Here is a 19238-nt window from a genome sequence, read left to right on the forward strand (position 1 = left end):
CAATGCGAATCGCTCGATTTAAAAGGTTTGACTTCCGAAGACCCGATGGGAATGTCATAGCCTTACCGGTTCCGGCCTCGATGGATCAATCATTCGTCAGTCGCATAAATTTCAATGAATATTCGATCCGATTAGTGCGCCCAAACCGTGACATCTCAGAAGCAGAATGCGCTTCAATTGGTTTGCCAAATGGGGGCGGGGGCGTGGGATATCTTATTCCTGGGGCGGCAATCTTATCTAAAGAAAACAAAAAGAACGCCAACAGCGTTTACTCCGCTTACCGCATAATCGTCGCATATCTGGTTTGCACACGAGCTTTGCAAAATAACTTTGATCTATGCGATCCCAAATATCGAGATGCGCAAACCGCCGAAAAGGTCTTTGCACAAGATTGTTATTACCTTGTTACTTGGGACAAAAAAATCCCAGATTCACAAAATTTCATCGCAGCATATTCCTTATGCTTTGCCAAACGCGGCCTAATTCTCACGGAACAACAGACCCGCCCGTTGTTTCTTCCGCTTATTTACGACCCGGCCACAGAGCAAATCAATCTTCACTCTGCCCTAAAGTATCCCGAGCATATTGGCACACTACTAACAAGGCTTTTCCCTTTCACAGAAAACCCGTTTCTACGGTTTTTTTACCTATACCAGATCATTGAGCACCTTATGTCAGAGGAATTCGATAAATTCCTCGAAAAGTTGCGTGTGAAGCTAAACGCCGCCCAAGACCCCTCAACTACCGAAGTCAGGGATTGGATTCAAGATTTCACATCTAGCGTCAAGGAAGACTCCAGAATACGGGCGATCTTGCAGCCTATATGCTCGAAATCCGCACCGCTCGCAGAACTGCTGCTTGATGAACTAAACATTGATCGAACTAAAATGCTGTTCCCGGACATGATTTACAAGATCCGAAATGTTTTATTTCACGATTACAAGACCATCCATTCGGCGCCTCTATTGGTCGCTGAACTAGGCGACAGAATGTACGGATACCTATTTGAAAAAAAGCTATCTATTTGAGCGCCAATTGCCATTTCATTTTTAGATAGATTTGACAATTCTTAAAACTTGACGTTCGGAAAGCTCATAGCGACGAGAAAGCAGTTTGACCCGTTCGCCCGCCAGGTAGTCACGGAAGATGCGGCTGTTGCGGTTGCTGTGGCCCTCGCTGCGGCGCTTCGCGATAAACACCCGGTCGCCGCCCCAATCGGCTCGAACGTCTGCCTCTACGCTTTTTACAAGCTCTGGCGTCAGGTCCCCCTTCGCTGCCGCAAGCGCTTCCCGCACTCGCTCGAGGATGTCGAGAACGATGTCATTTCTGTTTGTGTTGCTCACCATGATTTAGGGGAAAAGGCTTGTCGTGATAGGCGTTGAATGGGTCGGCGGACGGATGCCGGCTTTGCGGGCGCCGATGAGGGCAGCGGCGCCGCAGCAGGCGAAGGCACCGGCGGCAATACAGCAGAGGGCGCGGGTGCTAGTTGAGTTGGATGCTTTTCGCGTGAAACATCCACTGGAGCGGTTTCGAGCGATTGCGTTTCGCGTGGAACATTTTCTGAAGCACTCTCGGGCACGTGCGTTTCGCGTGAAACATCAGCAGGCGCCGTCTCTTGTTGCTGGCTTCCCGCGAACAGGTCGCCGTTCGGCGGCTGCACGATGGACTCCAGGCGCTGCCACATCTTCCCGGTGTAGAGATGGAGGCCGAGCATGTGCGTGCAGAAGACGGCATAGACGGTGCAGTCCAACACTTCATTGCGCGCACCAGGTGCCTTGATCCAGCGATAGGCCTCGCCGCCGGCGACGCGCTGCGGCACGCGCGCCTCGGCCGTCAACTGCGTGTAGAACTCGTGGGGCAAGTCCTTACTGAAGTGCACATAGCCGGCGCCCGGCTTCTCGACGCACAGACGGCCATAGATCAAGTCCTTCGCCGTGTCGGTGCCGACGTACCACAGGCGCACGCCTTTCTTGATGATCTTGCCGCCCCAATTCACGTCCTGCACAGTGGCCTTGCTCTTCACCATCTTGCTGGGCTGCGGGTCGCCACGCACGGCGAACACGCGCTCGCGTTCGCGCTGGCGGCAGTAGTTGTAGGCCTGGTGCGTGAAGTGGCCACCGGTGTCCACGGCCATGGCTTCAATCTTCATCGCCTGCCCGCTGGCGTGCTGAAAGATTGTTTGGCGGTAAGCGTCGAGGTGCGCCCAATCGCGTTCATCGGCCGGGTTGGCGTAGATGACGCTGTAGTCGATGCACCACATTTCCTCGCCGCGGCCAACCGCCCAGGTCACTACCTCGAAGCGGTTGTCCTGCACGTCCACGCCAGTGACCAGCACGAGGCCGCCATACGGCACCGTGAAGCGGCGATAGGCCTCGGCACGGCGTGAAAGCGCGTGCTCGTCGGCGCGTTCGACAACGGCTTCCCAATACTGCGCCAGCGTCTCGTTGATGAAGCCTTCGAGCGGCGCGGTGTCGCCGGCCTTGGCCTTGGTTGTAGCTTCCAGAAATTCGCGCACGATGTCGGACCACGCGCGCTGCGGGCTGTAGCCGCTCCACATCTCGACAAAGGCCACATGCCTCGGCGCGCGGATGACAACGCCCTGCGCGTCCGTCCAGACGTGCAGGTCATGGTCGTAGCGATACCGGCCGCACTCGCTGACCCACATTGCCCTCGTGTCCCAGATGCGCAGGTAGTCGGCCTGTGTGATCGACTCATGGCAATGCGGGCAGACGTGGCGCACGGTGTCATGGTCGTAGCCGTCCCATTTGAAGCCGTGGCGCACCTTCCTCCCACCCCACAGCAGCGGGTGCTCGGCATCGCAATGCGGGCACACCACGTTGTATCGCATGCGCACGTCGGCGTTCTTCTCGCGGTACTCGATGTGGTCGAAGTCCTTGATACGCACGGTGCTGCCTGCGACCAGCTTTGGGAACGGCGCGCCTTCGAGGCGACCGCGCGCGAGCGTGATCGGGTCCGAGGACTTCTCAATCTTGGCATCGAAGGCAGAGGCTTCGTCGAGGATCGCGACGGCCACCGTGATGCGGCGATAGGCTCGTGCTGCCTTGCCGCCGAGCAGGTGCAGGACCGACCCGAAGAAGCTCTTCAGCTTCATGGTGTCTTCCTTGCCCGGCACTGTCACGGCCTTGAGCGCGGTCACGTCGCGCAGCATGGGCTCGATTTCGGACTTCACGAAGCTGTCGCGGTCGTCGTCGGTCGGCATCCACAGCGCTTGCTTGCGCCGGCGGTGCGCCGCGTTGTAGGCGATGAAGGCGAGCAGCGTCTTCGTGTAGCCGACACGCTTCGCTTTGCGCACCGTCACCTCTTCGATGTCGTCATTGCTGAAGGCATCCATCCAGCCCTTCTGGAACGGGTAGGCCTTCCATTCGCCCTGTGTGTGGCTTGCCTCGGGCGACAGGTAGAAGTTGTCTTCGGCCCATGCGCTCAGCGGCTGAGGGCGCTCCATCTTAAGCGGCCCGAGGCCGGTCACGGTCGCCGCGATGACGGCGCGCTGTGTTTCGCTGGGCGCCAGGCTCATGCTGCCTCGCCCTCTTCCGGCTCGTCGTCTTCTGGCGGCGAGACCGCTTCCGACACGAGCCGAGCCGTCGCGCGCACCCACTGGTTGCGCGCATCGGCGATGGCAGACATGAGCTTGTCGCGCGCCGTGTCCTGAAGCTCAGGGCACACCTTGCGAAGCAGGCCGGGCAGTTGCTCGAATCGCTCGGACACGGACTGGCTCGCAGTCGCAAGCACCTCGGCCAACAGCGAGATGGGCGCGTACTCTCCGCGCGCCACCGCGTTCTTGATCGCGATGCCGAGGCGCTGCTCGCGCGCCAGCGCCGCGCGCTCTTGCACGAGGTCGAGGCCGCCCAGCTCCGACGAGGCGCGCCCGGCCGCCATATCGCGCATGCGCTCGCAGTAAGCAATCAGCCACTCATGGCCGGACTCGCCGCGCGTCAGCACGCCCTCGGCCATGAGCTGGCTCACGCGCGCTTCGCTGACGCCGACCCACGCGCCAAACTCGGCCTGCGAAATCGCCTGCCTCATTGCTTCAACAGCCTTCACTTAACCCCCTTAGCAGTACCGCCGAACAGTCCAAGTTCGGGGTTCGAATTACCCGTACAGCACAGGTCTGCGGAAGGACCCGCGGCACTCGCGGCCGGCGCACCGATGAAGGACGCGAGGCGCGAGGACCGGTCCTCGTACTTCTTCTGCGGCATCAGGCAGAGGGCGCGCTCAGCCTGTGATGCATGCGCCGTCATTCGCCCACCGCCTTGCGAATGCGATAGCGAATGCGTCGCTCGATGTATGCCTGCAGGTCTGCACGCTCGGCCACGCGCTCGCTGCTGATGCGTGCGTCGTAGCTTCCATCGCGCACGAACATGAGCACCGGCCGCACCACGCCGCCCTGCGTGCCCGTGGCCGCCCATATGCCAGGTGCGAGGTGCTGTGTCGGGCCACTGCGCAAGCGCCCATACGACACGAAGAAGCGCACGCCCTCGCGGTCCTTGGTGCCCTTGTGCAAACGGGCCTTGCGCTTGTCCGTCATGTTGGCCTTGTAGCCCTGCTCTCCCATCGCTTGGAAGTAGGACAGCAGACGCACAAGGAAGCCACCCCGCACATTGCCGCGGCCGTCGTCACTGCCCGGGAATGGCGTCCAAGGAATGGCCGTCTGGTAGCCGGCGGGCAGGATGCCCACGCGCCGCAGCGCCGCCTCGCTGCGCTTGTCCCGGCGCGCACCGCCGAACTCTTGCGCCTGCAGAATCTTTTGCGGGTCTACACCTTTGCCGCCAAAGTAGGTCGGCTCGATGTCCACGCTCAGCCGCTCGGGCGTGGCCTTGCGCACGTACACGCTCTTGAGGATGTAGGGCGTGGGGCGGTCGAACTGCTCGCGCATTTCGCGCTGCCACTCCCGCCGAGTGCGAAAGCCACCATCGCTCAGGCCTTCGGCATAGGCTTGCTTCGCCTGCTGGCCGGACAGCTTCGCGAGCTGCTGCTGCACGCTGGCGAGACCGCTGCCATTGAAACCCACCGTCACGCGCATACCGCCTCCCCTGCTGCTGCCGCTGCGCGGCGCACCCGCTCGGTGAAGGCCGGATAGCTCGGGCCGCGCCCGAGGTTGAACGCCGCTTCGTCCCATGCCGCAATGCCCAGCTCACGCGCCTTCGCATCGATGCCTTGCCGGGTCTCATGCCACGGCCCTGCAGCAGGGGCTACAGCGCGAGGCTCATCCAGCCAACGCTCGTTGCGCAGCCAGGTGGCGAACTCGGGCACGAACTCACCGCCATCCTTCGTCCACCTCTTGCTAAGCCTTTGGGCCTCGATGGCCGAGCGCATGGTCTGCTGCAGCGCGGCGTTCGGCAACAGACGGAGGTATCGGCGTTCGGCCTTCCGGCGGTTGTCGTGGTTCGGGTAGATCGAGAAAAGCTCATCGAACCCGGTCGCCCCCCCGCCGGGGGGTAGGGGGGTATGGTTCATTGATGGTTCTGAAGATTCGGGTGTCATAGCTGTGACACCCCTCTCGTCTCTGGTGACACCCCTCTCGGCTGCGGTGACACCCCTCTCGGGCTTTTCGAGGGGTGTCAGATTGACACCCGTGTGGATAACTTTGGCTGGAGGCTCATCGACAAGGGGTGTCAAATTGACACCCGTCTCAGGCGAGGGCACTTCGCCGCCTTCGATCCACTCGGGACAGATGCGGTATTCGTTGGTGACGCCCGGCCGGCCAGTCGCCGTCTTGACCTGAATCAGCCACCCGGTCGCGACCATCCGGCGAATCTGCCGCTGCACGCTGCTGCGGCTCTGCATGGTCTTGCGCGCCAGCTCATCCACGGACGGCCAGATGCGGCGCCCGTCGTCGCTGGCATGGTCGGCCATCGCGAGCGCGAGCAAGCGCTCCATACCGCCTGAGGGGTAGCGGTCGAAGACCATCGACATAACCTTGATGCTCATGGAGACGCGCGCCCTCTCCCGCCAGGTGGAACCGCTGCGCTCATGCTTTCGGTTCCTCGCGCATCAGGCCGCGCAGCATCGCCAGCGCGTGCCCCACGCTGGCGACGACCTCGGCCGCGTGGTGTTCGGCCTTGCGCATCTGATTGCGCGACACGCCGCCCTGCCGACGTGTCAACGCCTCGCCCAGCGCCTGCACGTAGTCGGCAAAGTCCATTTGCAGACGCATCAAGGTGTCGAGCGGGTCGCCCTCAGAGTGCGCTGGCGTCGAACGGATGCACACATGATCGAGCTCATCCGCCATCGCGTGCAGGATGCGGAAATCACGGCTCTGCCATTGCAGCTCAATGGCATCGCGCAGCGTGAGGTGATGCGTTGTGTTTTGCAGATTGACCTTGTGAGTCAGGGTGTTGGGGTTCTGCCCCATGCGTTTGGCAAGCGCGGCGATGCCACCCTCGTAACCGTGCGCGGTGTCGTAGGCCGCGACCGCGGCATCGTGGCCGCGCACCTTGTCGGGCACGGGCTCGTCGGCGCCATAGCCGTGCGCTTCATCGATTGAGATAGTCGCTCTCATGCAGACCTCAGAGAAAAACAGCCAAAGCCTCGCGATTGCGAGTCCTGCTCCGACGCTGGTGGAGCGCATCGACGCCATCGAGCAATTCCTGCAGCAGCTCTTGCAACTGCTGGAGGTCGAACCAGACTTGAATCGCGAGAACGTCGCGGCATGGATGGAGGAAATGACGGCAAGCGCAGGCGCCCAAGGGCTGCAGGCGCTGCGTCAACGCGCCGCGATGGAGCAACTGTGCGAGCGCGTGCTCTCGCCCGCCGTAGACGTGCTACGGCCGGCGAATGGATGGATTTCGTAGTGCGCGCCCTCGCGCGCGGCCGGTTAGTCATGCACAGCAGTGCCGCGCAGGACACCCCAAGGGACATCCCGGCGCAGCCGCTCGCACCTCACACCCGTTTCCCGCTCGATGCCAGGGCAGTAGTCCGCCGGCACCTTTTTGCGCTGCCGCCACATGTACGGGCCGTTGTGCGACGCACCGACTCGCTCGGCTAAGCGGCGTTCTCCACCGGCGATTTCGATCGCTTCATTCAACGCGACGATTCCTTCAGGCACAGGCTCCATGCTCGATTCCTTTTGTCACCTTCGTGATTATGACGTTCTCACCAACGTGATGCAAGCTAGCGTTCCAATCACAAACGTGAACACCATCGGCGAACGAATCAAATACTCACGGCAGCAACGCGGAATGACGCAGCAGCAACTCGCTGCGGCAGCCGGCGTCTCCACAAGCACCATCGGAAACCTGGAGTCGGGCTTGCGCGACAAGCCGCGCGAGCTGAACTCGATTGCTCGTGCTCTTCAGGCATCGGCAAATTGGCTCGAATCTGGGCGCGGCACATGGGACAACGATGCGAACGTCGAGTCCGGCCCCGACATCCGCGGTCGCGTCCCGCTGATTTCGTGGGTGCGCGCGGGAAACTGGGACGATGCCAACGATCCTTTTTTGCCAGGCGAAGCCGAGACGTGGCTCGGGTGCCCAATGCCTCACAGCAGCAGCACCTATGTGTTGCGAGTCAAGGGCGACAGCATGACTGCGCCGCACGGGAACACACGGACCTATCCCGAGGGCTGTCTTATTTTTGTCGACCCAGAGAAGCGTCTACCCTTGAACGGCGAACGCATCGTCGCGAAGCTTGAAGGCGAAAACGAAGTCACGTTCAAGGTTTACAAGAATGAGGACGGCAGGCAATGGCTGCAACCTCTAAATCCCTCGCACGAGCCCATCCGCCAGCCCTTCCGCGTCCTCGGCACCGTGATTGGCAAATGGGAAGACGGGTAGTGCGCCCTTAGCTGATACCGCACATCAATCACGAAAAGGAGAAATTGTCACATTCGTGTTGACACAGGAAATCACATTCGTGAGAATCCAGCCCTCTCAACTAGGAGATGGCAATGGACCTCGCTGGACGTCAACACTCTTCGCGCACGCCCCACCGCGGCGCGCTCGCATCCGCCGCAAAGGCTGATACCCACCGCCGCTATCGCTGCAGCTACACGCCACGCGATGCTCTCGGCCACCTGAATCCCTCGGACACCGGCGCCGCACCTTTTGTGCAGTTCCGTGCGGCGAACGCCGAGCAGGCCACCGACCTCGCGCAGAAAGTCACCGGTTGCCCGGTGATCGAAGCGACCCGCATCGAAGGCTGAAGCGTGGCACGCGCGCAGATCAACCACGCGAGCGACAGCCGCGCCGCCGCCCGCCACGCAGCCGTGAACTCGGCGCGTGTAGACATCTGGGTCCGCACGATCCGCGGCCGACGCCAGGCGTTCTACCGCTGCAGCGCCGCCGGCGTTGCGAACTGGCAGGCCATCGGCGTGCCGCTCGCCAACAAGGCGCTGAAGCTCGGCAGCATCAGCCTGCCAGGCATCGCCGACGCGACCGTCGCGGCCTACACCGAAGGCGAGCCCGCCCACCCGGCCGCGGCCGAATTCGCCGAGCGCGCTCGTGCACTCAACAGCGAAATCAACGCCCTCAACCTCGCAGCCACGGGGGGCGCATGACGACTCGCCCTCGCCTCATCAGCCAATGGCAGAAGCATCTGAAGATCGACGGCCGCGAGCCTCGCACGCTTCAGGAGCTGGCCCTCGCGAAGGCCGGCTACGACTACCACCGCCGCGTAGCTGAAATCAAAGCCATCAGCACGAAGCTGGCGCTGCTCGATGAACTCGTGCCAGCCCTTGCCGCTCGCGGTGTCGTCTTCGCCCATCGCGATTTCACAACGTACAACGGCGGCAAAACGCTGCGCATGCTTCCCTGCGCACTGACCCGCGACAACACGCTGCATGAGGCCCTGCTCGCCGTGGGCTTCCGCGAAATCGGGCGCCGCGACTGGGGGCGAGGCGAGGAAATGGTGACCCTCAAGTTTGGTCGCTCCCTCGTGCTGGGAATCGACGTGAGCAAGGCTGCCGCACCCGCGGCAGCACCGAGCGCGGAGGTCATCCCGGCATGAGCGCTGCGCAGCCCGTCAAGCTCGCAGAGCAGCCCGAAGGCCTCTCGGCCCTCGATGTGAGCGCATCGCTCGAGGCGGACAACCTCGCCGAAACGCTCGGGACTCTCGCACTTGCGCGGGCGTGCGCGCAGTTGCGCCTCGCCTCTGCCAACTACCAGCGTATCGGCCACGGGCCAGGCGTCACCCGGCGGCTGCAGCGGGCCATCGCGCTCATCGAGGCCTCTTTCGACGCGGCACAGAGGGGCGAGTGATGGCCTTCCTGTTTCGCTGCCCTGAATGCCGCACGCGGCGCCACAGCCATGCCTTGTTCACGCAGCACCTGCGCGAATCCGGGCATCGCCCGTGCCGCTGCGGTGGCTACCACTACGCGCACCGGCCGGGTTCGCCTTTCTGCGAACGCAACCCGATGAGCGCGGCATTGCTCGCGAGCCGATATGGCGCCTCCGACGAAGAGGTGACCGACATCGCGCTCGAAATCATCTTGACCACCCCGGGCCGTGCCGCTGCGCACTGCCCTTTCTGAAAGGCTGGCCGTGCGCTCGCCCCTTCACCAAGAAACCGGCGTTGGCCTCATGAGGACATCGCCCGTCGCGCCCTCCCCGCGCGCCCTCGCGACCGTCGCAGCCGTGGCGGTCTTCATCGTCCTGCCCATCGTGCTCGCCGCGATGTGCGTCTATGGCTGGAGCACCCCATGACAACGACAACGACCGGCGTTTTCTTCGTCAGCAAGGACCGCCCCGGGCGGCCCGCCGTCACCGAGCACAAGTCCGATGCGGGCGAGTTCGTTCTGAAGATGCGCCTCATCGACAACCAAGGGCCGCGCGCCGTCGAGGTCTACGTGACTCGGTGGACCGGCCCGGCCGCCGCTGCATGGCGCGCGAGCCACACCGCACTGAAGGCCGGCGATGCGCTGCGCCTGGTGCTCACCAACCCCCGCGCGATGCCCGGCGCCATGTCGCCCGAAACGCACGCCGTCATCACCTCGTGCGAGCTGCTGCCAGCCCGCGCGCCCGCTGCACCCCAAGCCGCATAGGCACGCCCCGCAACCATGAACACTCTCGCATCCCCCGTGAAGCGCCCTGCGCTTCAACACCTCGTGGCCCTCACCGGCCGCGCCGGCGCCGGCAAGGACACCGCCGCCGATGTGCTGGTGGCACACGCGCGCTTTCGCAAGCTCGCCTTCGCCGACGCGCTGCGCGGCGAAATCTCCAACGCCTTCGGCGTTTCTCTCAACGACCTCAACTCGCAGAACCTCAAGCACGTGCCCACCGTTGCGTTGCGCATGCGCCGCGCCCCGCTGGACTTCCTCGCGGCCGTCGTGCTGTCGTTGAGCGCTGCCGCACCCGACCACCGCACGCCGCTCAGCGACGAATGGCTCGAAGAGCCGCGCACCCCGCGACAGATCATGCAATGGTGGGGGACCGAGTACCGCCGCGCGCAGAAGCCCAGCTACTGGACCGAACAGCTCATCAAGCGCCTCGCGTACTACCGCCGCGAAGGCGAAACGCGCTTCGTCGTCACCGACGTGCGCTTCGACAACGAGGCCCATGCGCTTCGCATGGCCGGCGCCGTGCTCTGGCAGGTCACGCGCCCAGGTCACAGCGGTGCGGCAGAGGGAGAGCACGTCAGCGCGACAGACGGAAGTCGCTTCGATCCTGAGTCAGTCATTGTGAACAGGCACGATGTGCACCATCTGCGGGACGAGGTACTGTCGCTGATGATCGCTCGCGAGTTCGGGCTCGAGTGTGAGCGCATGACTTTCAGGTACCAGCAAGAAGGAAAAGAATCGCGGGAGGCCCGGCCATGAGTGCGCGACCGTTGTATCTCGACAAGTCACAAGTTGCAGTATTTGTCGCGCTTTCCGAGACGACAGTAGAACGCCTGGTGCGCGAGGACGGGTTTCCGAAGCCACGGATTCTCTCCGGGCGGCGCGTGGCGTGGCTGGTGCGAGAGGTCGAGGTTTGGGCCGAAAGTAGACCGATTTCCAATTTGCCACCACCTCCGAATACGAGCGCTCGGAAAGGCCGAGGTGAACGCGCTCTAGCTTGAGCCAGCAAACGCAACGCATCGGCGGCTTCTTGAAAAGCCGCGCATCTCAGGGAAGTCGATGGTCACGCGAGTGTTGCGCCCGGTTACGATTCACGGTGCTCGCGCCCACGGACGTACATCGCGAGTACCCCGTTGCCCGCGATACAAGAGCGTATATGCCTAGCACTACCGTTAAAGCTGAACCGTTAAAAGACCGCGCAAGAGTTAACGAGATGCTCTTAGCTCTTGAGCACAAGATTAACTTTCATGAATTGAGAGAAGTCTTAAAGAGAAACGATCTAGCAACTGCTGTGGGATGGAAACAGCTCATAGAGAAAATTGAATCTGGCACGATGGACTCGGCTAACGCGTTTCATGCCGTACTACTAAAAGTCCACAACGATTTGGTTTTGGCTGGCAGCAAAGATGCTCAAGTCTTTGTATTGACGCCGGAGGATTGTGAACAGATTGCGATTTTCTTCTCCTCGATTGAACCCGTGGCGTCTGCATTTCGCGCGGCTTTCCCCCTCGCTGCAAATTCCACGCAACTTCGCGCATCCGGGCCCGAGCTATTGCTGACGCATAAAGTGACGCATCAAAACGGGGATATCAGCCTTATTTTCTGCGCATGCCGAACCGAGATTGACAGAGAACACTTCAGCCTTGGCCAAGTGACCGAGGCAGTCAGAAACTCATTTCAAGGCTATGAAGAATTTATTGCAATCAAAAAGAATGAATATCAAATTTTCGATGTAATAACCATTCGAAAATCATTGAACCGACTTGAAATTCTCGTAGATCACCCAGAGAAAATTCGAGAGCCTGAGACCGTAGAGGATCGCGGACTTGCGCTCTTCGCTGCTCTGCACGGTCAATCTCCCGCGATTGACGCGCTGTACAACCAAAACACTCCCGTCAACCTCTTTCCATGTATAAACTCGCTTTACTCGAATTTTCGAGAGGGGCGAGTACAGCGCTTATCTTTTCGTGCGCCCTCCAAGTCTCTAAAACGAGAGACGGTCTCTTCGGATGACGACTTGCGTAAAGAGCCATTTCACGAAGCGGGCATCAAGGCAGTCGGCACAATCACCCCCTACGATGTAACGATCGTTTGGGACAGCTTCATCAACGCCTCTTCTGGCGCCAGCGTCAGAATCCAAGCGCCAGTCGGTTCGCTTTCAGTCGAAGGTAGCTTTGTGAGGTCAGCTCGAATCTCTTCTGCGAAGGATGATGCTGCGATTGTCTCAGTCATAAATAAGCTGGTTAGCTATTCAACCTGATGCTTCTGAGAGAGTACGCTCTTGAATACGTCGCTCAAGTGCTGGGAGGCGGAGCGGAGCGTGGAATCGCAAAAGAAGTTATCAGGTTTCTCGAAGAGAAACCCAACACGAAGCACATTACGATTCAACTGGTACGACAGCTCACGCCTGGCGCAGAACGCGGAGAATTAGATAGAGCGATCATTAAGACGTTGCAAGTCTTGGCAGGCGAGCATCTGCGACTTTTGGATACTAGATTTGAATTGTTCGACAGTGAGAATGTTCCTCATGACCTGACCGACGACGAGCTGAGCGCTGCAATTGAACTTGGAATCAATCCACTTACCGGCCACGAAGAGGTGGACATACGGAGCAAAATATTGATGTATTTTGCCCCCGAAGAGGGCACAAACGAACGCCTTCAAGGGGCCGTAATTGACTAGCCCTTTGACCGTTGAAAGGCTTCAATTTCTTATTGAAGAAGATATATACATTCAGGGTTTGCTGGAACGGCGACTCGCTCGGACGTATTCGGAGTTTCTCGCACGGTTGCGCGCAGATATTGCATTAGCGGTTCAAGAACTTGCTTTAAATCCACAGCTCTTCTTAAATGAATCTGAGGACGCAACTACCGCGCGGCTCCTGCTTGTCCTCAAAGGAATGGGGTACACAGCCGATCACAACAATGCAGGAGGCGGAAACATTGATGTGACGGTGCGTCAAATTCGTCGAGGATTCCGTTGGATAGCAGAGGCGAAAAAGTTCGACGACATTGGCAGCATGCGAGACGGCTTCGTTCAACTTTCGACCCGATACGTACCAGGCGACGATAACGAGGGTTCATGCTATGGGGGCATGATCGGCTACCTGCGACGCCCGAACGCGGCTGAGTGCATGAACGACTGGCGAAGCCATTTTGCCGAGATTGAACAGGCGACTAATGCGGCCGTGGAAGATTGTGAGCTGCTTGGCCCGTTTGGCTTCAACAGTTCTCATACGCACAAGGAATCAGGTCTACCGCTAAAGCTTTGGCACGTATGCGTTCGACTCTTTCACGGCCCAGAAGATAAGAGTGCAAAACGGTCTAAAAAGCACGCTGCTAATTTGGAAAAGTATGGATCAGGCGCGCCTGCCAGCTCAGTCGCCGTAGACATCGGGCCTTCTGCGGCTTGACGCGCTTTCGACTAGCGCGGAGAACTTGCCGGCATCGCCGCGAGTTCCTCGAGCTTTTTATCCAACGCCACCAACCATTGACGGCGCTCCTTGTCGTAACCATGCCTGTTGTAGGTTCCTTGAATCCCGGGCTGCACGTGACCCAAAATCGCCTCCGCCACACTATCCGGGCATCCCATCGACGCCAAAAGAGTGCGGCTCGTCCGTCGCAAGTCATGAGGCGCCCAATGCGAGACTGGCAAGCGCGGCCTCACGTGCTCCGGCCGCGTTTTTGAGTAGGGCTGGTAGTAATGGACCTGCGTCTGAATCACTGCCTGCTGAGTGTGCGTTTTGCCTCCGCTGTCCCGTGCTGGGAACAAGTACCCGGAGTAGTCGGCCATGCGGCGCCGAACGATAGCGGCTGAGCGGCCTACTAACGGCACACGGAGGTCAGTTGCTAGGGGGTGCCTAGCGTTTTTCGTCTTCGCCTTCGGCACGGTCCACCACATTCCATCTGCTTCGTGAGTTATCTCCTTTGCTTCCATTGCGCAAATCTCCGCGCCGCGTGTGCAGGTCCACAGATATAGCGTGAGAGCGTCATCGACAATGCTCGTGAAGTGCGGCAACCACCGGATGAGCTGCCCTGTTTCCACCCCCGACAGGACCCGCTTGACTACTCCAATATGCTTGCCCTCGACGACTTTCCCCTTGCTCCGTAACCGGCCCCGCATAATGAGTCGCCACCAGTTGGGGGAGCTTTCTGGTAACCGGCCCGCGTCCAGCGCGTAGTCCCAGGCCGCGGCAAGTTCTCCACGCAACTGGCCGGTACTGACCGGCGTGCCAGACTGGTCCTCGAGGAGCTTGAACGCCTCGGCCCGCGTTAGTGCGGCTGCCTGCTTGCCTGCGATGTCATCGAGGCGCTTGCGAAAGAGCCGTTCTGTTTCCTTGATGCCCGCCGGCGCGCGGTGCATTCGGATGTGCCCCTCGAGGTAGTCGTCGCAAAGCTGACGGACGGTGTAGCCTGCTGCAGCGGCAGGCCTTCGCTTCGCCGCTGATTCGCGTTTCTCCATGGCCGGGTCCCCGCCCGCTGCCCGCTGGCTGCGCAACGCCTCCCAGGCTGCGGCCGCCGCAACCAGACTCAACGCCGGCCACTGACCAATCGCCTTCTGGCGCATGCGGCCGTCGACGGGTGACTTGAACCGGTAGATCCATGTCCGCCTAGTGGCAGAAGCGACAAGCCGAAGGCCCGGACACCCGTCCACCATAATGTGTTCGCCCGGCTTCAACAGCTTGGCTGCTCGAGCGTCGAATTGCATTCACTTCTCCTGCGGCGTAGCTTTCCTGATGGCCGGGACGCCCCCTCGGCGTAACCCGCACCGGACAGGCTTCAAAAACCTACGCCGACGAACGGAGTGTAGAGGCGTTTTAGAGAAGTGAAGCGATGACTGTCAGAACGGCGAATGCGCCAAATTTTGGAATGGGATCAACGACTTAATGAAAAAAGTCGAATCAGATCAAGCTGTTGGCGGCGCCCTGAATTCCGCCCACACGCCGATGATGGCGCAATACCTCGGCCTGAAGGCCAACCATCCGGACACCCTGCTGTTCTACCGGATGGGCGATTTCTACGAACTGTTCTGGGCCGACGCCGAAAAGGCCGCGCGGCTGCTCGACATCACGCTCACGCAGCGCGGCCAGTCGGCCGGCCAGCCGGTGGTGATGTGCGGCGTGCCTTTTCATGCGGTCGATACCTACCTGGCCCGGCTCATCAAGCTGGGCGAGTCGGTCGCCATCTGCGAACAGGTGGGCGAGGTCGGCGCGAGCAAGGGGCCGGTCGAGCGCAAGGTGGTGCGCGTGGTCACGCCCGGCACCCTGACCGACTCCGAACTGCTCAACGACAAGAGCGAATCGCTGCTGCTCGCGGTGCACGCGGGCGCGCGCAATTTCTGCGGCCTGGCCTGGCTCAGCGTGACCGGCGCCGAGCTGCGGCTGGCCGAGTGCCCCGCCGATGCGCTGGAAGCCTGGATCGCCCGCATCGCGCCGAGCGAACTGCTCTACAGCGCCGAGGTCACGCCCGCCTTCGAGCAGCGCCTGAAGGCCGCGCGCAGCGCCACGCCGTTCACGCTGTCGATCCGGCCCGCGTGGCAGTTCGACGGCGGACTGGGCGAGCGCAAGCTCAGCGAGCAGATGGGCAGCAACAGCCTCGCCGCTTGGAACGCCGAGTCGCTGGCCAACGCCCATGCCGCCGCCGCCGCCCTGCTGGGCTATGCCGAGCACACACAAGGCCGGGCGCTGTCGCACGTGCAGCGCCTGTCGGTGGAGCGCGACGGCGACCTGATCGAGCTGCCGCCCACCACGCGGCGCAACCTCGAGCTGGTGCAGACGCTGCGCGGCGAAGAGTCGCCCACCATGTTCTCGCTGCTCGACACCTGCATGACGGGCATGGGCAGCCGCCTGCTCAAGCGCTGGCTGCTGTCGCCGCGGCGCGACCGCAGCGAGGCGCAGGCGCGGCTCGAAGCCATCGGCGCGCTGCAGGCCACGGTGCTCGGCGGCACCGCCGCGCCCTGGCGCACGCTGCGCGAGCAACTGAAGAACACGAGCGACGTGGAACGCATTGCCGCGCGCATCGCGCTGCGCCAGGTGCGTCCGCGCGAACTGCTGGCGCTGCGGCTGGCGCTATCGAAAGCAGAGCAGCTCGCACCCGCGCTCCCTGGGGGCGCCGCGCTGCTGGCGCGCATAGCCGAGCGCCTGGCGCCACCGCCCGGCTGCGCCGACCTGCTGGTGAGCGCCATCAAGCCCGACCCGTCGGCGCTGGTGCGCGACGGCGGCGTGATCGCCACCGGGCACGACGCCGAGCTCGACGAGCTGCGCGCCATCAGCGACAACTGCGACGACTTCCTGCTGCAGCTCGAGGTGAGCGAGCGCGAGCGCACCGGCATCAGCAACCTGCGGGTGCAGTTCAACCGGGTGCACGGCTTCTACATCGAGGTGACGCAGAGCGCGCTCTCCAAGGTGCCCGACAACTACCGCCGCCGCCAGACGCTGAAGAACGCCGAGCGCTTCATCACGCCCGAGCTGAAGGCGTTCGAAGACAAGGCGTTGAGCGCGCAGGACCGCGCACTGGCGCGCGAGAAATGGCTGTACGAGCAGCTGCTCGACGCGCTGCAGCCCTCGGTGGCCGCGCTGACACAGCTGGCCGGCGGCATCGCCACGCTCGACGCGCTGTGTGCGCTGGCCGAGCGCTCGCACACGCTGCACTGGCGCGCACCCAGCTTCGTGTCTCACCCGTGCATCGAGATCTCGCAGGGCCGCCACCCGGTGGTGGAAGCGCGGCTGGCCGAGAAGTCGTCCGGCGGCTTCATCGCCAACGACACGCAACTCGGGCCCCAGCAGCGCATGCAGGTCATCACCGGCCCCAACATGGGCGGCAAGTCGACGTACATGCGGCAGGTGGCCATCATTGTCCTGCTGGCTTCCATCGGTTCGCACGTGCCCGCGGCGGCCTGCCGGCTGGGTCCGATCGACGCGATCCACACCCGCATCGGCGCGGCCGACGACCTGGCCAATGCGCAGTCGACCTTCATGCTCGAGATGACCGAGGCCGCGCAGATCCTGCACAGCGCCACGGCCCAGTCGCTGGTGCTGATGGACGAGATCGGCCGCGGCACCAGCACCTTCGACGGGCTGGCGCTGGCCGCGGGCATCGCAGCCCAGCTGCACGACCGCAGCAAGGCCTTCACGCTCTTCGCCACGCACTACTTCGAGCTGACCGAGTTCCCGGCCACGCACCACGGCGCGGTGAACATGCACGTGAGCGCCACCGAGGCGGGCCGCGACATCGTGTTCCTGCACGAGATGCAGCCCGGCCCGGCCAGCAAGAGCTACGGCATCCAGGTGGCGCGCCTCGCGGGCATGCCCGCGGCGGTGGTCAACCATGCACGCCAGGCGCTGGAGGCGCTCGAGTCGCAGCATGCGCAGACACGTGCCCAGGTCGACCTGTTCGCACCGCCTCCAGTGGCCGAGACCCCCATGGCCAGCGCCGTAGAATCCGCGCTGGCTGCACTCGATCCGGACGCCATGAGCCCGCGCGAGGCGCTCGACGCCTTGTACGCCCTTCAAAAATTGAACAAACGCGAACAGGCCGCCGGCTGAGCAGGCACTGTTCATGCGAGATGAACTCATGACTTACTGCGTAGGCATCAAACTCAACGCCGGCCTGGTGTTCCTGTCCGACTCGCGCACCAATGCGGGCGTGGACCACATCAGCACCTTCCGCAAGATGATCGTCTACGAGCAGCCGGGCGACCGCGTGATGGTGCTGCTGTCCGCAGGCAACCTGAGCATCTCGCAGTCGGTGCGCGAGATCCTGCAGATCGAGGAACTGCGCGAGACCCGCGAGGATGGCTCCCAGGGCGACCCGATCACCATCTGGAACGCCAGAAGCATGTTCGACGCCGCCCGCGTGCTGGGCTCGGCCGTGCGCCACGTTTACGACCGCGACGCCGAGGCGCTCAAGCATGCGGGGCTGGACTTCAACGTGTCCTTCATCTTCGGCGGGCAGGTCAAGGGCGAGGGCATGCGCCTGTTCCTGGTCTACGCCGCGGGCAACTTCATCGAGGCCACCACCGAGACGCCCTACTTCCAGGTCGGCGAGTCGAAGTACGGCAAGCCGGTTCTCGACCGCGTGCTCACGCCCGAGACCCCGCTGGACGAGGCCGCCAAGTGCGCGCTGGTGTCGATGGACTCGACCATGAAGTCGAACCTCTCGGTCGGCCTGCCGCTCGACCTGGTGGTGTACGAGGCCAACAAGCTCGAGACCGACCGCGTGATCTGCATCGATGCCGACAACCCCTACTACCGGATGATGCACAACAGCTGGGGCCAGAAGCTGCGCGAGGTGTTCGACAGCATCGAGGACCCGGTATGGGACGACAGCCATACCGAGCATCCCCTGAAGATGCCCGCCACGCGCCACGGGGCGCTGCGCAAGATTTCCACCCCGTACGAAAAGCTCATCTGAATCCCGTGCCTCCCGTCGTTTTCTCGCACGGCAACAGCTTTCCTGCCAGCACCTACCGCGTCGTTCTCGACAGCCTGCGCAACCGTGGCTTCGAGGTCGACGCCATCGAGAAGTTCGGGCACGACCCGAAGTACCCCGTCACCGACAACTGGCCGCACCTGGTGCAGCAGCTGGCCGACTTCGCCAAGGCGCGCGCCGACCGCGCGGGCGCCCCGGTGTTCCTGGTCGGCCATTCGCTGGGCGGCTTCCTGAGCCTGATGTGCGCGGCGCGGCACCCCGAACTCGCGCGCGGCGTGGTGCTGATCGATTCGCCCATCCTCGGCGGCTGGCGGGCGAACACGCTCAACATGGTGAAGCGCACGCCGCTCATGAAGAGCATCTCGCCCGGCGCCATCAGCCGCAAGCGTCGCAACAGCTGGGAGCACCGCGAGGCGGTGTTCGAGCACTTCCGCAGCAAGAAGGCGTTCGCGAAGTGGGACGAGCAGGTGCTGCACGACTACATCGACCACGGCACCTTCGACACGGACGACACCCGCGCGCTGAGCTTCGACCGCGACGTGGAAACCGCCATCTACAACACCCTGCCCCACAACCTCGGCGCACTGCTGCGCGCGCATCCGCTCAAGTGCAAGGCCGCGTTCATCGGCGGGCGCCAGTCGGCCGAGATGAAGCGCGTGGGCATGGCGATGACGCAGATCGTCACCAAGGGGCGCATCACGATGATGGACGGCACCCACCTGTTCCCGATGGAAAAGCCGCTGGCGACCGCGGCGGCGGTGGAAGCGGCGCTGCGCAACCTGATGTGAGGGGCGGCG

At 62.4% G+C, this 19238-nt stretch carries 26 protein-coding genes; 18 read left to right on the forward strand and 8 right to left on the reverse strand.

The features are described 5' to 3' along the window. The first annotated feature begins 80 nt into the window (after nt 1-80). The gene (locus AACL56_RS20405; RefSeq protein WP_339091621.1) at nt 81-1028 is read left to right on the forward strand and encodes a hypothetical protein; all 948 of its coding nucleotides are present in this window, start codon (nt 81-83) and stop codon (nt 1026-1028) included. A gap of 21 nt (nt 1029-1049) precedes the next feature. Here AACL56_RS20405 and AACL56_RS20410 read toward each other — a convergent pair whose 3' ends face one another. From AACL56_RS20410 to AACL56_RS20435, 6 genes are all read right to left on the reverse strand, one after another. Further along, a complete protein-coding gene (locus AACL56_RS20410) occupies nt 1050-1343 on the reverse strand; it encodes a Mor transcription activator family protein (protein WP_339091622.1) in 294 nt (97 codons plus the stop codon). Continuing rightward, nucleotides 1340-3535, reverse strand: a complete 2196-nt coding sequence (locus tag AACL56_RS20415) for a phage terminase large subunit family protein (protein WP_339091623.1) — start codon at nt 3533-3535, stop codon at nt 1340-1342. The genes AACL56_RS20410 and AACL56_RS20415 overlap by 4 nt, the downstream gene beginning before the upstream one ends. Next, nucleotides 3532-4044 carry a hypothetical protein gene (locus tag AACL56_RS20420; RefSeq protein WP_339091624.1) on the reverse strand — a complete coding sequence of 171 codons (513 nt, stop codon included), beginning with the start codon at nt 4042-4044 and terminating at the stop codon, nt 3532-3534. The genes AACL56_RS20415 and AACL56_RS20420 overlap by 4 nt, the downstream gene beginning before the upstream one ends. 211 nt (nt 4045-4255) lie before the next feature. Continuing rightward, nucleotides 4256-5041, reverse strand: coding sequence for a hypothetical protein (locus tag AACL56_RS20425; RefSeq protein ID WP_425337033.1), 786 nt, complete (start codon nt 5039-5041; stop codon nt 4256-4258). Further along, on the reverse strand, nt 5032-5949 hold the full coding sequence (locus tag AACL56_RS20430) for a helix-turn-helix domain-containing protein (protein ID WP_339091626.1): 918 nt from the start codon (nt 5947-5949) through the stop codon (nt 5032-5034). Before AACL56_RS20430 ends, AACL56_RS20425 begins: the two co-directional genes overlap by 10 nt. A gap of 40 nt (nt 5950-5989) precedes the next feature. After that, the gene (locus tag AACL56_RS20435; protein ID WP_339091627.1) at nt 5990-6520 is read right to left on the reverse strand and encodes a phage regulatory CII family protein; all 531 of its coding nucleotides are present in this window, start codon (nt 6518-6520) and stop codon (nt 5990-5992) included. Between AACL56_RS20435 and AACL56_RS20440 the strand changes: the two genes are divergently transcribed. Further along, nucleotides 6519-6812, forward strand: coding sequence for a hypothetical protein (locus tag AACL56_RS20440; protein WP_339091628.1), 294 nt, complete (start codon nt 6519-6521; stop codon nt 6810-6812). The two genes, AACL56_RS20435 and AACL56_RS20440, sit on opposite strands and share 2 nt — an antisense overlap. Before the next feature lie 23 nt (nt 6813-6835). On the opposite strand, the gene AACL56_RS20445 is transcribed toward AACL56_RS20440, so the two are convergent. Beyond that, the gene (locus AACL56_RS20445; protein ID WP_339091629.1) at nt 6836-7075 is read right to left on the reverse strand and encodes a transcriptional regulator; all 240 of its coding nucleotides are present in this window, start codon (nt 7073-7075) and stop codon (nt 6836-6838) included. Here AACL56_RS20445 and AACL56_RS20450 point away from each other — a divergent pair. The 13 genes from AACL56_RS20450 to AACL56_RS20510 all read left to right on the forward strand — a co-directional run bounded on the left by AACL56_RS20450 (nt 7074) and on the right by AACL56_RS20510 (nt 13424). Beyond that, complete coding sequence (locus AACL56_RS20450) at nt 7074-7793, forward strand: XRE family transcriptional regulator (RefSeq protein WP_339091630.1); 720 nt, start codon at nt 7074-7076, stop codon at nt 7791-7793. The two genes, AACL56_RS20445 and AACL56_RS20450, sit on opposite strands and share 2 nt — an antisense overlap. A 113-nt stretch (nt 7794-7906) precedes the next feature. Further along, complete coding sequence (locus AACL56_RS20455) at nt 7907-8161, forward strand: hypothetical protein (protein ID WP_339091631.1); 255 nt, start codon at nt 7907-7909, stop codon at nt 8159-8161. A 3-nt stretch (nt 8162-8164) separates the two neighbouring features. Next, complete coding sequence (locus tag AACL56_RS20460) at nt 8165-8515, forward strand: hypothetical protein (RefSeq protein WP_339091632.1); 351 nt, start codon at nt 8165-8167, stop codon at nt 8513-8515. Beyond that, nucleotides 8512-8964 (forward strand): hypothetical protein, encoded by a 453-nt coding sequence (locus AACL56_RS20465; protein WP_339091633.1) that lies wholly within the window; start codon nt 8512-8514, stop codon nt 8962-8964. Before AACL56_RS20460 ends, AACL56_RS20465 begins: the two co-directional genes overlap by 4 nt. Then, the gene (locus AACL56_RS20470) at nt 8961-9215 is read left to right on the forward strand and encodes a hypothetical protein (RefSeq protein ID WP_339091634.1); all 255 of its coding nucleotides are present in this window, start codon (nt 8961-8963) and stop codon (nt 9213-9215) included. The genes AACL56_RS20465 and AACL56_RS20470 overlap by 4 nt, the downstream gene beginning before the upstream one ends. Then, complete coding sequence (locus AACL56_RS20475; protein WP_339091635.1) at nt 9215-9487, forward strand: hypothetical protein; 273 nt, start codon at nt 9215-9217, stop codon at nt 9485-9487. Before AACL56_RS20470 ends, AACL56_RS20475 begins: the two co-directional genes overlap by 1 nt. 49 nt (nt 9488-9536) lie before the next feature. Further along, a complete protein-coding gene (locus AACL56_RS20480; protein WP_339091636.1) occupies nt 9537-9659 on the forward strand; it encodes a hypothetical protein in 123 nt (40 codons plus the stop codon). After that, nucleotides 9656-9997: a hypothetical protein gene (locus tag AACL56_RS20485; RefSeq protein WP_339091637.1), complete on the forward strand. Its 342-nt coding sequence runs from the start codon at nt 9656-9658 to the stop codon at nt 9995-9997. Before AACL56_RS20480 ends, AACL56_RS20485 begins: the two co-directional genes overlap by 4 nt. 63 nt (nt 9998-10060) lie before the next feature. After that, on the forward strand, nt 10061-10771 hold the full coding sequence (locus AACL56_RS20490) for a hypothetical protein (RefSeq protein ID WP_339091638.1): 711 nt from the start codon (nt 10061-10063) through the stop codon (nt 10769-10771). Then, entirely contained in the window at nt 10768-11013 is a 246-nt protein-coding gene (locus tag AACL56_RS20495) for a helix-turn-helix transcriptional regulator (RefSeq protein ID WP_339091639.1), read from the forward strand. Before AACL56_RS20490 ends, AACL56_RS20495 begins: the two co-directional genes overlap by 4 nt. A 155-nt stretch (nt 11014-11168) precedes the next feature. Continuing rightward, nucleotides 11169-12272 carry a hypothetical protein gene (locus AACL56_RS20500; protein ID WP_339091640.1) on the forward strand — a complete coding sequence of 368 codons (1104 nt, stop codon included), beginning with the start codon at nt 11169-11171 and terminating at the stop codon, nt 12270-12272. Then, complete coding sequence (locus AACL56_RS20505) at nt 12272-12694, forward strand: hypothetical protein (protein WP_339091641.1); 423 nt, start codon at nt 12272-12274, stop codon at nt 12692-12694. The genes AACL56_RS20500 and AACL56_RS20505 overlap by 1 nt, the downstream gene beginning before the upstream one ends. Beyond that, nucleotides 12687-13424: a hypothetical protein gene (locus AACL56_RS20510; RefSeq protein ID WP_339091642.1), complete on the forward strand. Its 738-nt coding sequence runs from the start codon at nt 12687-12689 to the stop codon at nt 13422-13424. Before AACL56_RS20505 ends, AACL56_RS20510 begins: the two co-directional genes overlap by 8 nt. A gap of 11 nt (nt 13425-13435) precedes the next feature. On the opposite strand, the gene AACL56_RS20515 is transcribed toward AACL56_RS20510, so the two are convergent. Continuing rightward, nucleotides 13436-14719: a tyrosine-type recombinase/integrase gene (locus tag AACL56_RS20515; protein WP_339091643.1), complete on the reverse strand. Its 1284-nt coding sequence runs from the start codon at nt 14717-14719 to the stop codon at nt 13436-13438. 178 nt (nt 14720-14897) lie between these two features. Between AACL56_RS20515 and mutS the strand changes: the two genes are divergently transcribed. Genes mutS through AACL56_RS20530 form a run of 3 tightly spaced genes read left to right on the forward strand, consistent with a single transcriptional unit; the run spans nt 14898 to nt 19229 of the window. Next, nucleotides 14898-17555, forward strand: coding sequence for a DNA mismatch repair protein MutS (mutS, locus tag AACL56_RS20520; RefSeq protein ID WP_425337034.1), 2658 nt, complete (start codon nt 14898-14900; stop codon nt 17553-17555). Between the two features lie 28 nt (nt 17556-17583). Then, complete coding sequence (locus AACL56_RS20525; protein WP_339091645.1) at nt 17584-18423, forward strand: proteasome-type protease; 840 nt, start codon at nt 17584-17586, stop codon at nt 18421-18423. Nucleotides 18424-18428: 5 nt separating this feature from the next. Continuing rightward, on the forward strand, nt 18429-19229 hold the full coding sequence (locus AACL56_RS20530; protein WP_339091646.1) for an alpha/beta hydrolase: 801 nt from the start codon (nt 18429-18431) through the stop codon (nt 19227-19229). Nucleotides 19230-19238: the final 9 nt, after the last annotated feature.

The organism is Variovorax paradoxus, from assembly GCF_902712855.1.
GTDB classification, from domain to species: Bacteria; Pseudomonadota; Gammaproteobacteria; order Burkholderiales; family Burkholderiaceae_C; genus Variovorax; species Variovorax paradoxus_Q.